A 14,025-nucleotide genomic window follows, 5' to 3' on the forward strand; every position below is an offset into this window, starting at 1 on the left:
AATACGGGTATGCGTGGCACTACATTGACAGCGATTATCACCCTCGTAGCCGCGGCGGCCTATGCCGGCCCGGCCGAGGCATTCCGCTGTGGCAACCGCATAGTCATCGAGGGCGATGACATCAGCCACGTTTATCACATTTGTGGCGAACCCTCTGCGCGCCAGCACTGGACCGAAGTGCGGGTCCGGCCCGTATACCACTACCCGTATCGTTATTCCTACCGTCACCGGAATCAGCGCTACGTTGCCAACGTTCCGGTCGAAATCAATATCGAGGAATGGACTTATAACTTCGGTACACGCCGTTTCATGCGCCGACTACGCTTCGAAAACGGCCGGCTGGTGGATATCAGGGAACTGCGCTACGGCCATTGAAAAACGCCCGGCTGATGCCGGGCGTTATGTGTGCCGCTGTTATTTCTTCTTCTTTTTTTGCGCCTTGCGCGCTTCCTGCTGTGCTTTCTTGATTGCACCGCTGTAGCGCTTTTTAAGATCGGGATAGATGTCGAAGGCAGCCGACAGCGCCTCTTCATAGCCGGCCGTGCCCGCATGAGTGACGTGCAGGTAAACCGCCGTGTTGTCGGCGTTATCGAATGACAGATCGGAATTTTCGCGAATGAATTCCCAGCCGCCGGCAGCCATCACGGCACCCTGTGACCCTGCCTTGTCGGTCACTTTTTTTCCCATCAGTCCGCCAAATGGCACCTTCTTGGCCAGCATGCCGGCGGCTTTCTTGCCCGCTTCCTTGCCTGCTGCCGAGCCAACCGATGCCTGCAGCGCCTTGTCGGCCCACGCGGTTCTGTCACCGGACGACATGTAGGGGCTGACATACTTGCCCTCGGCATCGGCGCGCGGCTCGGGGGCCTCGAGCTCGATACCGGCCGCAGCATATTTTTCCAGCATTTTTGCGGTTTGCTGAATCAGCCGGGCCGCAGCGGCGACGTCGGCGGGACTGGCCGCATACGACGCCGGTGCCAGCAGCGTGATCAATACGATTGAAATTATTACCTTCATGCCTGCTCCTGACGATTGTGGTTGCCAAACTGATAGCACAAATCTTCAGGTTTGCAATAGGTATAAGCCGCGGATTCGTGTCAGCGGCCATCCGGGTAGTTGGCCTGGTCGCCGATAAAGCCCGAGGCCAGCCAGCTGGTCAGGGAAACCAGGAGCGCCCCGAATACGGCCGCCCAGAAGCCATCGATACTGAATTGCGGCAGCAGCCAGGCCACCAGGCCGAGCATGCCGGCATTGATAACCAGCAGGAACAGCCCCAGGGTAATCAGCGTTATCGGCAGCGTCAGCAGGACGACAATCGGGCGCACGATGGCGTTGACCAGCCCCAGCAACATCGCAGCGAAGATCAGCGTGCCGAACCCGTCAATGCGCATACCCGGGACAAACCGTGCAGCAACCAGAAGACTGAGTGCGACAATCAGCCAGCGCACAATCAGCCCTGGCACCTCAGATCTCTCCTGCGCAGCGGCCGTCGGGACCGGTGGCGGCCGCGGCGACAAACTCGCTGAAATCCTGCAGCAGCCGGCGCACAGCATTGTCAGCTGCCGCCACGCCCGCGTCCGGCGTCTGTTCCGAGGCCGGCACCGTATAGCTGAAGTTACGCGCGTTCAGCAACTGGCGCTGGCGTGGCGCATAGATACGTGAACTCATGCGCAATTCGACAAAGGAACGCTCGTCATCGAAGCGCTGTATCAGCCACAACCCATCGTTCTCCACCCGCAAGTCGCCGCTCACCGGTGCCGGCGATGACAGCACAGCGCTGTAGCGGGCCGAAACGCGTAACGCATCCAGCAACAGCGGCTCAAGCATCATCGCCGGACTGGCTGCCCAGCGGGAAAACGCAAAACGTTCGATCTGGTTGGGGTGCCGCTGGTACAACATCTGGGCGCCGGACTGGCCCGGTGCGTTTTCCGGCGGGTTGACGACGACAACGCCGCAGCCCGCGCTGGCGCCGGCAACCGCCGGGAGCCGGGTCTCCAGCAGGTAAACATGGTTGCGCCCCGCCGGTTTGACGCCAGGCAATACGGCGCAGGCGGTCAGTGACAACAGTATTGTCGTTGTGATTAAAAAGCGCATCATTCGCCCGGCCCCGGTGGTGGTTTTGGCGGCCCGAACAGCAACGTGCTGGGGTCACCCTGCAGCTGCTCGCTCATGCGACGCAGGTTCCGCGCGGTGAGGCGCAGCTCGGCAACCAGCGTGCCGGCTTCCGGCAGCGTATTGCCGGTAAATGCCCGCAGGTCTTCGCCGCTGACTTCAATCGTGTGCTGCAGGTCTTTGCCGGCAGTCTGCAGCGTCTCACCGGTTTCGGACAGCGTCTGCGCCATGGTCTCGAAAGCAGCGGCGCCACGTTCGAGCTGGCTGATCAGCGCAGGCAGCTGCTCCGTGGCCTGCCTGGCATTGCTCAGCGTGGCATTGAGTTTTGAAAACATCTCGTCCAGGCGCTGCGACTGCGTCGAAAAATTTTCCGTCATGTCACGTACGTTTGCCAGCGTCCCTCTGATCGCGGCGCGGTTGTTTTCATCCATGAGCAGGTTCAGTCGCGCTGAAGTCTCGATCAGGTTGGCGAGTAATTCAGACACCGTGTCATCGAGTCGCACCAGCAACGATGGCCGGCTCTGGATGACCGGGTAGGGTTCCTCGGCCGGCTTGACCAACGGTTGCGACAGAGGTCCGCCGCCGCTTAGATTGACGTGCGCGACTCCGGTTAGTCCCTGCACCTCCAGCGTTGCGGTCGTATCGGCATTGACCGGGGTTCCCTGCAGCACTACGAGCAGCAGCCGCACCTCCTCGGGATTTTCGGGGTTAAGCCGGATATCGCGCACCCGACCTACGTTCACGCCCTTGTATTTGACCGCTGCATCGAGGCTGAGACCCGATACGGACTCCGGCATATAAACAAGGTAAAACTCGTAATCTTTCGGTGGGCCGCCGGTGCTGAGCCACAGGATGCCGCCAATCAGCGCGACCCCGAGTATCAGCACAAACAGGCCTACGAGCACATAGCTGGACTTTGGCGTCAACTTACAGCTCCCTGGTCATGTTGCCGCCCCGCTGCGCGCGCACGGGGACCGGCGAAAAACCTCTGGATGGCCGGCTCATCCGACCGCGCAAGCTCCTGCATCGTACCCGACCCGAGTATACGGCCACCGCCCAGTAACAGGACGCGATCGGCCACCCGCCATAAGGAATCCATGTCGTGAGTCACCATGACGATAGTCAGCCCCAGCAGCTGTTTCAACTGCAGGATGAGATCATCCAGCTCATCCGCACTGACCGGGTCCAGGCCCGAGCTGGGCTCATCGAGAAAAATCAGCTCGGGATCGAGTGCCAGAGCGCGTGCCAGCGCGGCGCGCTTGCGCATGCCGCCACTGAGCTGGCTGGGCGACATTGCACCGACCTCGGGATCGAGACCGGCCAGGCGCAGCTTCAGCACGGCTACTTCGTCAATCAGGTCGGAACTGAGCTCGGTATGTTCGCGCAGTGGCACGCCAACGTTTTCCAGAACGGTCTGGCCGCCAAACAGCGCACCGTGCTGGAACATGACGCCCAGCCGCCGGCGCAGCGGCAGCAACGATACTTCGGACTGCCCGGTCACCTCGCGCCCCAGCACGGTCACCGAACCGGAGGTAGGCGCCTGCAGCATTACCATTTCGCGCATCAGGGTCGACTTGCCGCTGCCGCTGCCACCGACAACGGCAAGCACTTCACCGCGATAAACATCGAGAGAGATCCCGTCGTGCACCAGTTTTTCACCAAAGCGGGTCACGATATCGCGCATGACAACGACGCCTTCAGCCTTACTCGTCATCAGATATCCAGCCTGCTGAAGACGATTGAAAATATTGCGTCAACCACAATGACCAGGAAGATTGACTGCACCACACTGATCGTGGTGTGGCGCCCCACGCTTTCGGCGCTGCCGCTGACGCGAAAACCCTGGTAACAGCCAACCGAGGCAATGATTGCTGCGAATACCGGCGCCTTGCCGACGCCGACCAGGTAGTCCTGCAGGCGTACCGATTGCGTCAGCCGGTCGACAAAGTTCTGGAAACTGACGTCGAGCATGCTGCCGGCCATAACCATGCCGCCGAGCAGGCCCATGATATCGGCGAACACCGTCAGTAATGGCAGCATTAATATCAGTGCAAACAATTTTGGCAGTACCAGCAGCCCGATCGGCATGATACCCATCGTGCGCATTGCATCGACTTCTTCGGTGACTTTCATGGTGCCAATCTGGGCGGTATACGCCGAGCCGGTACGACCAGCAACGATGATTGCGGTTACCAGCGGCGACAGTTCACGCAACATTGCCAGGCCGACAAGGTCAGCGATAAATATCCCGGCCCCGTACTGCTGCAGCACGACACCGCCCTGGTAGGCGATCACCACGCCGATCAGAAAGGACAGCAGGCCAACGATAGGCAGGGCATCGAACCCGGCTTCCTCGGCGTCCTGCACGACCTGCCGCCACCGTAGCCGCGCCGGGGTGAGCAGCACACGCAACGCGCTGAAGGTGATGTGGCCGATGAATGAAAGAAAAGAGACTTGCTCGTGGAGCACTTCGAGGCTGTCGCGGCCAAGGTTTTCCAGGAACCCGGGATCACGCGGGCGCGGAACGTTACCCGGCTCGCACCCCTGCTCTGCCGCCAGCTGCAGCAACTCGTCTGTTTCCTCTCCCTGGCCGGAAAAGCTGACGCTGTTGCCGCGCTGCTGCAGGCGTTCACGGGTACGATGCAGCAGCCAGGCGCCGGCGGTATCGATTCGCTGCACGCCTGCCAGGTCAATCTGCAGTTCACCCGGCGGTGGCCGCAGGGATCGCAGTTGCCGCTCCGCCGCAGCCAGGCGCAGTGCCGTCCAGCGACCACTGCATTCGATATGCGGACCGGCAACACGCACGGATGCCGCGCTTTGGGTGGACTTGTTACTGCCGGAACGCATCAACGCTGGCTTCCGGTGGCCGCAGCGGCCTTCAGTCTACGGTACGCAGCGGCGAACTCTGTGCCGAGAAGTAGGCCGCCAGGTCTTCAATGTCCTGCTCGCTCAGTCCCGCGGCCAGGCCCGCCATGATCATGTTCTTGCGCTCACCGTTTTTGTATTGCAGCAGCGACTGGACCAGGTAATCGGCGTGCTGCCCGGCAAGGATCGGGTATTGCGGACTGATTGGCGCCGCACCGCCGGCCCCGTGACAGGCAGCGCATGTTACTGCCTTTTCTTCGCCAGCCGCGACATCGCCGGCAGCAGCATTCATGCCGCAGAGGCCCAGCGCCAGCAGTGCCGACAGTTTTATTGCTGCCTTCATTGCTCACCTCCACCCTGCGCGGCGAAATAGGCGGCGATCTCTTCCATATCCTGCTCGCTCAATGTCATTGCCTGGGACTGCATGGTCGGGTGCGAACGCTCACCGCTCTTGTATGCCTTCAATGCAATCACCAGGTAGTCCTTGTTCTGGCCTGCCAGCATCGGCACCTTGTAAGTGGGATAGACATTCTTGTAACCCTCGATGCCATGGCAGCCGCGACAGGTCTCGGCCTTGATGGCCCCGGTCTCGTCCGCACCATCGGCCAGTACCGGTGCGGCAAGCACGAGAATCAGCAGTGTGGCACCAACGCGTGAGAAGCCGGTCATTTGTCATCCTCGGATAGCGCCGTCCGCCAACGGCCGGGGCGTATTGTCATACAAACGGCCGGCTATCTCAAAGACAGCCCGCGAGGACGCCGGGTCAGCGCGATACCCGGTTGCGACCGCGCAGCTTGGAGCGGTACAGGGCGGCGTCAGCTCGCTCGATCAGGGTTTCCAGCGAATCTGCGGCATCGGACTCCGCTACGCCCATCGAGATGGTCACCGGCGCGCTCCCGTCATCGAGCTGCCCCGTGTTTGACTCCTCGACGCCCTTGCGCACGCGCTCCGCGACCATAAGGGCATTTTCGAATGTCGTGTCGGGCAACATGATGCTGAACTCGTCGCCGCCAAAGCGGGCAATCAGGTCCGTCGGCCGGAAATGGTCGCGCAGTGCGTCAGCAACGCAGCACAGGGCGTGGTCTCCGACCAGGTGGCCAAAATCATTGTTGTAAGTCTTGAAACCATCCACATCGACCATGATCAGGCAAACCGGCTTTTCGCCAATACGGCAGCGCCGCAGCTCGCGCCGGAACATATCTTCCATCCAGTGACGGTTGTACAGCCCGGTCAATGCATCGGTAACGGACTTGCGCTCGTACTGGCGCATTATCACCACGCTGTCGGCGATGATGCGGTTATCGGAGCGCACACGCTGCGACAGTATCACCAGCAGGTTGCGGGCAATGGCATGCGACACATTGATCATGGCCCACAGCGTGTCGTGGGGGATCATCAGCAGCTGCGTCTCTTCCACCGCCATGACAAAGGCTGACGGGTTTTTACTCTCCAGGATCGACATCTCGCCAACGCAGTCACCCTTTGTCAGGGTTGTCAGTGCCTGCTGGTCCACGCTATCGAGATGGATCTGCAGGGTCCCGTCCAGGACGACAAAGAAATGCAGGTTGGGTCGGTCGGGGCTCAGCAGCAACTCGCCGGCACTGATCGACTTGATTGCGCACTCCTCAAGATACAGTGCCATCGTATCGGGGCTGACGCTGCGAAACAGCCGCAGGTCACTGAGCACCTCAATATTGTCGAGCAGGTCTGCCGCAGGCGCAGAAGCGGGTTGGATTTCCAGAGTGTCCACGTGGCAAGGCTACGTGGGGCCACGGCCAGTTTCCGCGATGCAGTTAACAGATTTCCGGATGACGAATTATGTCAAGTTGCCGGTGGCTTGATGATCATCAGGTCGCACGGCAGCCGATCCAGAATATGCAGTGCGGTAAAGCCCAGAAACGCTCTTTTCAGCCGGCCGCGGGACACGGCGCCGGTGACGACTACATCGGCATGCTGCTCGCTGGCGGCCTCGACCAGCTGCCGGCGTGGCTCCCCTGCCAAAAGTTTGATTTTGTCACTGGCAATGTCGCGGCCCTGCAGTAATCGCTCAAGGGCCTCGCGGTGTGCCGATTCGATACTCGACCGCAGCGTCTCGAGGTCGACCGTCGACGGCATGACCGTACCGGTTGCTGCGGCAGCCGCCGGTGCCGACACCGGATAGCAATGCACAACGTGCAGCTCACCGTCTGCCGCACTGGCAAGAACCTCGCCGGTGTCGAGTATTGCCGCATCGAGTGCCGCCGGCTTGTCGCCAAGATGCATGGGATCAACGGCGGCCATGATCACCGGCCGTTGCGACCACTCTTCGTTTTTTACCAGCAACAGGTTTTGCGGACAAAGGCGTATCAGTTCCCAGTCGGTATTGGTAAAAATCGATCGCTTGAGGGCGTGATGGTAGTGCGTGTCCTTTACGATCACGTCCGGCGCAAGCTCCCTCGCCTTGACCAGGATGCCTTCGTGCAGCGGGTGGTAAAACGTCGCATGGGTGGCAACCTCGATACCCGTCTCGCGCAGCGGCCCGGCGAGCCCCTCGAGTCGCTCGCGCGATGCATCAAGCAACGCCTGGCGGCCCTGCTGCAGGTCGGCGGAGTCGCCAAAGCGGGTTCCTGCCAGGTGGTCGTCGTAGTCACAGATCAACAGGTCAAGGCGGGCACCAGTCCGTCGTGCCAGGTCTGCGGCACGGCTGACTGCATTCTGGGTCTCGACAGTAGGGTCTGCGACGGCAAGAATACACTCGAACACATTTCCCTCCGGAATACGGGCTTCCTTTTCATGGTAGAAACGTGCCGGGACTGCGAATATCCGCGAAAATACCTATACATGAGCAACAGCGAAAAACTGCTGAAACGCGACCTGTTGGGTGAGGTGCGCCTGCTGCAGCAGCCCGGCGGCGAGTGGCTCAGCCGGCGTGATGCCGGCGCGGCCCGCTGGTGGCTGCGCCCGATTGCCCGGCGACTGGCGGCACGCGAAAACCGTGCGTTGCAGCTGCTGACGGCAATCGACGGCGTGCCGCGCTCCCTCAGCGCAAGCCACAGCACGCTGGACCGCGAGTGGCTGGCCGGGGCGCCAATGCAGGAAGCCGGTCCTCGCGACAAGGCGTATTACCGCGAGGCCCTGCGGCTGTTGCGGCAGATTCACCGCGCCGGTGTTGTGCACAACGACACCGCCAAAGAGCCCAACTGGCTGGTGCGCACGGACGGCAGCCCGGCACTGATCGATTTCCAGGTCGCGATGTGTTTTCGCCAACGCGGCCGCCTGTTTCGCATGCTGGCCCGCGAGGACGTGCGCCACCTGCTGAAGCACAAACGCACCTACCTGTCCGCTGGTCTGACATCGCGACAGAAGAAGATGCTGGCAACACCGGCAATATCGGCGCGGTTGTGGCGCATCAGCGGCAAGCCACTGTATCTGTGGGTCACGCGCCGTTTGCTGGGGTGGTCTGATCGCGAGGGGGCCGACGATCGTCGGCCGGCCGGTTGAACCGCGGGCTTTGCTGCCGGACAATGCCGGATCCAGGACACTGACGGTACAGCATGCCAACGAGTGAAAACACTGATGCCGGCCGCATTCGCAGCGGCAGTGAACGCGTCTACGGCGTACGCATGACGTTACCGCCCGATGACCCGATGCGCCGGGTGCTTGGAGATGAATGGGCCAGCTTTCGCTGGTTTGCCAGCATCGACGAGCGTGACAACGCTCTTATCCGCATGCGCCGGGAACACGAGTACTCCCGGCTGGGTGACACCCCTACCCTGGTTTACGAAAAGGTCGAACGTGACAAACCGCCGGCGCCGCTGAAACGCCCGACGGCCTGAAGGTGACCGCAGGCAACGAAACGGCAGGCGCGGAAGCCGCCTATGCAGCGTGTCGCGAACTGCTGGATGACTACCCGGTGCTGGTGAACATACCGGTGGCCTGGGGCGAAATGGATGCGCTCGGGCATGTCAATAACATCGTCTACTTTCGCTACTTCGAGAGCGCGAGGATGGCCTACTTCGAGCGCATCGGGTTCGGCGAGCCGGCGACCGGCATCGGCCCGATTCTCGCCGAAACCCGCTGCCGCTTCCGCGCCCCGCTGCGCTACCCCGACTACATCGCCGTGGGAGCACGCGCCCGTGCTGTCGAAACTGACCGATTCACCATGGATTACGCTGTGGCCGGGCATCGCGACCGGCGCATCGTTGCCGAAGGGAGCGGCCTTGTGGTGTGCTATGACTACCAGTCGCATCGCAAGACAGCGTTGCCCGGAGCGATAGTCGACGCCATTGAACAGCTGCAGAGCCCATGATCGTGCGACGGACCAACCGAGGCGGTATAGTTCCACGGCTGGAAAACACATAGAACACGGAGTAATTAGATGGCAGACGGCAAGATTGAGATTCCCGCTGACGGTGACCGCATCACGCTGAAGAACGGCGTATTACAGGTGCCGGACAACCCGATCGTGCCGTTTATCGAGGGTGATGGCACCGGGCCGGATATCTGGCGCGCCACAGTACGGGTGCTCGATGCAGCAGTCGAGCGTGCCTATGGCGGCAGCCGCAAGATCCGCTGGATGGAAATTTATGCCGGCGAAAAAGCCAATCGCCTGACCGGCACCTGGCTGCCGGACGAGACGGTCGATGCCTGCCGCGACTTCCTGGTTGCGATCAAAGGACCCCTCACCACGCCGGTAGGCCGTGGCATCCGCTCGCTGAACGTGGCGCTGCGCCAGCTGCTCGACCTGTATGTCTGCCTGCGCCCGGTACGCTGGTTCAACGGTGTTCCTTCACCGGTGCGCAACCCCGCCGATGTCGACATGGTGATATTTCGTGAGAACACCGAGGACATTTATGCCGGCATCGAGTTTGAAAACGGCACCTCTGACAATGCGCGGTTTCTCGCGCTGTTTCGCGAGCATTTTCCCGACGAGTACAGCAAGATCCGTTTCCCGGAAACCTCGGGAATCGGGCTGAAACCGGTGTCGAGCGAGGGCACCGAACGGCTGGTGCGCGCGGCCATCGAGTACGCAATTGCCAACAAGCGGCACAGCGTCACCTTTGTCCACAAGGGCAACATCATGAAGTTCACCGAAGGCGCATTCCGTAACTGGGGCTACGCCCTTGCCGAACGAGAATTCGGGGACCACACCTACACCTGGTCGCAGTGGGAACGGACCCGGGCATCCGACGGCGATGCCGCGGCCAACGAGGAGCAGAAACGCGCCCTGGATGCGGGACGAGTTCTCATAAAGGACGCCATTGCGGACATCACACTGCAGCAGGTACTGACTCGGCCACGTGAATTCGATGTTATCGCCACTATGAACCTCAATGGCGACTACCTGTCAGATGCCCTGGCCGCGCAGGTCGGCGGCATCGGGATCGCACCGGGCGGCAACATCAACTACCTGACCGGCAATGCCGTCTTTGAAGCCACTCATGGCACGGCGCCCAAATATGCCAACCAGGACAAGGTGAACCCGGGTTCGCTGATCCTGTCCGGCGAGATGATGTTGCGTCACATGGGCTGGACCGAGGCTGCTGACTCGGTTATTTCCAGCATGGACAAGACTATCGCCAGCAAGACGGTCACTTACGACTTTGCCCGCCTGATGGACGGCGCGACACAGGTGAAGTGCAGCGAATTTGGTGATGCGTTAATCAAGAACATGTAACTGCATGACGGGCGCAGGCCAGAATGCACCGCCCGGCCCGGCTGCCTGTGCGCGGCTCATTGACGAGGCGTTTGCCACCTACAACTATCATTTCCGCACCGTAACCCAGCGGGCTGCCGGGCGCTTTGCCAGTTGCGACTGGCACGGCAGTCAGCGCGATGCGGTACAGCGCATCGAACTGTATGACCGTGCAGTAAACCGCCTGGTGCGGCGTCTGCGGTCACTGCTGGGTGATGCCGCGACCGAGCGCGAGCGATGGGTGGCGGCAAAAGCCAGTTACCGGCAGCGCACCCGCAACTATCTCGATCGCGCTTTTCACGAGACTTTTTTCAACTCCGTAACGCGCCGCATATTTGGCACTGTGGGCGTTGACCCTGAGGTAGAGTTCACCGAAGCGCAGGAGCTCGCGGACGAAGCGCCAAAACACTCCGCAATTATTCGCAGCCATCGTTATCGCGGCTCTGTCTGGAGTCTCATGGAAGAGTGTCTGCGGGCATTCCCTTTCCAGCTTGAATGGGACAACTTCAGCGGCAGCGTGGATCGCACGGTCGCCGCCATCGAAGCCGCCATGGCGCAACAAGGTGAACGCTATGCGCTGCAGGGCGTGGAGTTCCTGCGGCCGGTCTTTTACCGTGACTATCGTGCCTACCTGATCGGCCGGATGGTCGGGCCGCGTGCCGACACGCCACTGGTGATCGCCATCAAGCACGGTGACAGGGGCCTGCTGGTCGATGGAATTATTTCCGATCGCAAGGAGCTGAGCATTCTTATCGGGTTTGCACGCTCCTACCTGCACGTCGACCTCGACCCGGTGCGTGATGCAGTGCTGTTCCTCAAGTCATTGCTGCCGGCTAAACCGATCGGTGAGGTCTTTACCGCGCTGGGGCGCGCCAAGCAGGGCAAGACAGAGCGTTTTCGCACGCTCATCAGCCACCTGAAGAATACCGGCGACCGTTTTGTCGATGCTGCCTACGACAAGGGCATGGTAATGATCGTGTTTACCCCGACCGATCAGCCGGTCATATTGAAGGTGATCCGCGACCGCTTCTCCAGTTCAAAAACTGTCGCGCGACGTGAGGTGGAAGAGCGTTATCGACTGGTTTTCAAGCACGACCGGGCCGGCCGGCTGGTCGATGCCCAGGAATTTCGCGGGCTGAAATTCAAACGTCTGCGCTTCAGCGATGATGTACTGGACGAACTCGCGAGGGAGGCAAAAAAGACGGTCCGCTTCGAGGACGACTATGTCATTCTGGATCATGTTTACGTCGAACGGCAACTGACGCCGCTGAATGTTTTCCTGCAGCAGGCCAGTGAATCCGAACAGCGCCGCGCAGTACTCGACTACGGTCAGGCCATTCGTGATCTCGCTACCTCAAATATTTTTCCCGGCGACCTGCTACTGAAAAATTTTGGTGTCACCCGCCACTGCCGGGTTATCTTTTATGACTACGACGAACTGTGCCGGGTGACCGACTGCAACTTCAGGGAAATGCCACAGGCGCAGACCATGGAGGAAGAAATGGGATCGCCCGACTGGTATTACGTTGCTGAAAACGATGTGTTTCCCGAGCAGTTTCTGAACTTCCTCGGACTGAAAGACGAGCTGGCAACGCTGTTCCGCGACGCCCACGGCGAACTGCTGACGGCCGGCTACTGGCGTGACATCAAGGAAAGAATCCTGGCGGGCGAGGTATTCGAGATACTGCCGTACCGCCGTCCGGCGTATCAGTACGCCACGCAGCCGGGAGATACTCCCTAGCCCTGCTCCCGGTACCACTGCCAGGTCTGGCGGATCCCGTCACGCAACGAAGTGCCGGCCGTCCAGCCAAGCTCGCTCATCCGGCTTACATCAAGCAGCTTGCGTGGCGTGCCGTCCGGTTTGTCAGAGTCGTAGACAAACTCGCCGCGATAGCCGACCACGTCGGCGATAGTATCGGCCAGCTCTTTGATCGTTACATCGGTCCCGGTCCCGATGTTGTAGATGCCGCCATCGACACTGGCTTCCATCAGGTGCACGCAACCATCAGCCAGGTCGTCGACATAGAGAAATTCGCGTCGCGGCTTGCCGGTCCCCCAGATCACTACCTCCGGGGCGTTGTCGCGAGCCGCGGTATCGATCTTGCGCACCAGTGCCGGCAGCACATGGCTGGTTTCCAGGTCAAAATTGTCGTTGGGACCATACAGGTTTGTCGGCATGGCCGAGACAAACTGCGTGCCGTACTGGCTGTTGAAGGCCTCACACAGTTTTATGCCGGCAATTTTTGCAACGGCATAAGGCTCGTTGGTCTGCTCCAGCGGGCCGGTCAGCAGATAGTCCTCATGCATCGGCTGCGGGCAGTCACGCGGGTAGATACAGCTGGAGCCGAGAAACAGCATGCGCTTCAGCCCGGCTGCGAAAGCCGCATGGACCACGTGCGTCGCTATCGCAAGGTTCTCATAGATGAAATCGGCACGCTGCGTGTTGTTGGCAAGTATGCCGCCGACACGGGCTGCCGCCATGAAGTTGTAGTCAGGCCGCTCCGCCTGCATGAAATCATGCACCGCCCGCTGGTCGAGCAAATCGAGCTCATCCCGCGTGCGGGTAATGATATTTGTATAGCCGCCCTCGCCCAGTCGCCGCAAAAGCGCAGAACCTACCAGGCCACGGTGTCCGGCAACAAAAATCTTCTGGCCTTTTGCAGCGCTCATTCGTGGTACTTGTAGACCTGCAGACCTTCATCCGTCAGCACGCGGTCACGGCGTGCCAGCTCCAGGTCGCCCTGCACCATGTCCGCGACCAGCTCGTCGAAACTGGTGCGTGGTTTCCAGCCAAGCTTCCGTTCCGCCTTGCCCGGGTCACCGAGCAGGCTCTCGACCTCGGCGGGCCGGAAATAACGCGGCTCGACCCTCACGATGGTGTTGCCCCTGGTAAAACCCGGATAATCGTTGTCGGCGGCGACTACTGCATATTCTTCGACACCGCTGCCACGCCATTCCAGCTCGAGATTGAGCTCTTTTGCGGCAGCGTTGATGAAATCACGCACGCTGTATTGCTCGCCGGTGGCAATTACAAAGTCATCCGGCTCATCCTGCTGCAGCATGAGCCACATCATCTCGACGTAGTCACGGGCATGACCCCAGTCGCGTTTCGCGTCGAGGTTTCCAAGCCACAGACCTTCATCGAGCCCGTAGGCAATACGTGACAAGCCGCGGGTAATCTTGCGCGTAACGAAAGTCTCACCGCGCAGTGGCGATTCATGGTTGAACAGGATGCCGTTACAGGCAAACAAGCCGTAGGCCTCACGGTAGTTCACCGTGATCCAGTAGGCATACAGCTTGGCCACGCCATAGGGACTGCGCGGATAAAACGGTGTGGTTTCCGACTGCGGCGTCTCGACGACCTTGCCGTACAGCTC

Annotated in this window: 18 protein-coding genes; 6 read left to right on the forward strand and 12 right to left on the reverse strand. The window is 60.6% G+C overall.

Translation table 11 applies throughout. From position 1 onward, the window contains the following. Positions 1 to 9: 9 nt before the first annotated feature. On the forward strand, positions 10 to 375 hold the full coding sequence (locus HKN06_04395) for a DUF2845 domain-containing protein (GenBank protein NNF60554.1): 366 nt from the start codon (positions 10 to 12) through the stop codon (positions 373 to 375). Positions 376 to 414: 39 nt separating this feature from the next. On the opposite strand, the gene HKN06_04400 is transcribed toward HKN06_04395, so the two are convergent. The 10 genes from HKN06_04400 to HKN06_04445 form a co-directional block, all read right to left on the reverse strand. Then, complete coding sequence (locus HKN06_04400; GenBank protein ID NNF60555.1) at positions 415 to 1,014, reverse strand: hypothetical protein; 600 nt, start codon at positions 1,012 to 1,014, stop codon at positions 415 to 417. A gap of 80 nt (positions 1,015 to 1,094) precedes the next feature. Further along, entirely contained in the window at positions 1,095 to 1,550 is a 456-nt protein-coding gene (locus tag HKN06_04405; GenBank protein NNF60556.1) for a phage holin family protein, read from the reverse strand. After that, a complete protein-coding gene (locus tag HKN06_04410) occupies positions 1,462 to 2,094 on the reverse strand; it encodes a hypothetical protein (GenBank protein ID NNF60557.1) in 633 nt (210 codons plus the stop codon). The genes HKN06_04405 and HKN06_04410 overlap by 89 nt, the downstream gene beginning before the upstream one ends. After that, positions 2,091 to 3,035, reverse strand: a complete 945-nt coding sequence (locus HKN06_04415) for an MCE family protein (GenBank protein NNF60558.1) — start codon at positions 3,033 to 3,035, stop codon at positions 2,091 to 2,093. The genes HKN06_04410 and HKN06_04415 overlap by 4 nt, the downstream gene beginning before the upstream one ends. Further along, complete coding sequence (locus HKN06_04420; GenBank protein ID NNF60559.1) at positions 3,032 to 3,823, reverse strand: ATP-binding cassette domain-containing protein; 792 nt, start codon at positions 3,821 to 3,823, stop codon at positions 3,032 to 3,034. Before HKN06_04420 ends, HKN06_04415 begins: the two co-directional genes overlap by 4 nt. After that, positions 3,823 to 4,956, reverse strand: a complete 1,134-nt coding sequence (locus tag HKN06_04425; protein NNF60560.1) for an MlaE family lipid ABC transporter permease subunit — start codon at positions 4,954 to 4,956, stop codon at positions 3,823 to 3,825. Before HKN06_04425 ends, HKN06_04420 begins: the two co-directional genes overlap by 1 nt. Before the next feature lie 31 nt (positions 4,957 to 4,987). Then, positions 4,988 to 5,317 carry a c-type cytochrome gene (locus HKN06_04430; protein NNF60561.1) on the reverse strand — a complete coding sequence of 110 codons (330 nt, stop codon included), beginning with the start codon at positions 5,315 to 5,317 and terminating at the stop codon, positions 4,988 to 4,990. Beyond that, positions 5,314 to 5,643, reverse strand: a complete 330-nt coding sequence (locus HKN06_04435) for a cytochrome c (GenBank protein NNF60562.1) — start codon at positions 5,641 to 5,643, stop codon at positions 5,314 to 5,316. Before HKN06_04435 ends, HKN06_04430 begins: the two co-directional genes overlap by 4 nt. Positions 5,644 to 5,737: 94 nt before the next feature. Further along, entirely contained in the window at positions 5,738 to 6,724 is a 987-nt protein-coding gene (locus tag HKN06_04440) for a GGDEF domain-containing protein (protein ID NNF60563.1), read from the reverse strand. 71 nt (positions 6,725 to 6,795) lie between these two features. Next, on the reverse strand, positions 6,796 to 7,716 hold the full coding sequence (locus HKN06_04445; GenBank protein ID NNF60564.1) for a universal stress protein: 921 nt from the start codon (positions 7,714 to 7,716) through the stop codon (positions 6,796 to 6,798). A 78-nt stretch (positions 7,717 to 7,794) separates the two neighbouring features. On the opposite strand from HKN06_04445, the gene HKN06_04450 reads away from it, so the two are divergent. From HKN06_04450 to aceK, 5 genes are all read left to right on the forward strand, one after another. Further along, complete coding sequence (locus HKN06_04450) at positions 7,795 to 8,454, forward strand: serine/threonine protein kinase (protein ID NNF60565.1); 660 nt, start codon at positions 7,795 to 7,797, stop codon at positions 8,452 to 8,454. Between the two features lie 53 nt (positions 8,455 to 8,507). After that, positions 8,508 to 8,789, forward strand: coding sequence for a hypothetical protein (locus HKN06_04455; protein ID NNF60566.1), 282 nt, complete (start codon positions 8,508 to 8,510; stop codon positions 8,787 to 8,789). A gap of 110 nt (positions 8,790 to 8,899) precedes the next feature. Next, positions 8,900 to 9,262, forward strand: coding sequence for an acyl-CoA thioesterase (locus tag HKN06_04460; protein ID NNF60567.1), 363 nt, complete (start codon positions 8,900 to 8,902; stop codon positions 9,260 to 9,262). 69 nt (positions 9,263 to 9,331) lie between these two features. Further along, positions 9,332 to 10,630 (forward strand): NADP-dependent isocitrate dehydrogenase, encoded by a 1,299-nt coding sequence (icd, locus tag HKN06_04465; GenBank protein ID NNF60568.1) that lies wholly within the window; start codon positions 9,332 to 9,334, stop codon positions 10,628 to 10,630. 4 nt (positions 10,631 to 10,634) lie between these two features. Further along, a complete protein-coding gene (aceK, locus tag HKN06_04470) occupies positions 10,635 to 12,389 on the forward strand; it encodes a bifunctional isocitrate dehydrogenase kinase/phosphatase (protein NNF60569.1) in 1,755 nt (584 codons plus the stop codon). On the opposite strand, the gene HKN06_04475 is transcribed toward aceK, so the two are convergent. Beyond that, complete coding sequence (locus tag HKN06_04475; GenBank protein NNF60570.1) at positions 12,386 to 13,318, reverse strand: GDP-L-fucose synthase; 933 nt, start codon at positions 13,316 to 13,318, stop codon at positions 12,386 to 12,388. The genes aceK and HKN06_04475 overlap by 4 nt on opposite strands. Next, a partial coding sequence (locus HKN06_04480; GenBank protein ID NNF60571.1) for a GDP-mannose 4,6-dehydratase occupies positions 13,315 to 14,025 on the reverse strand: 711 nt, incomplete at its 5' end. The genes HKN06_04480 and HKN06_04475, both read right to left, overlap by 4 nt.

The organism is Gammaproteobacteria bacterium, assembly GCA_013003425.1.
Classification (GTDB): Bacteria; Pseudomonadota; Gammaproteobacteria; order Steroidobacterales; family JABDKV01; genus JABDJB01.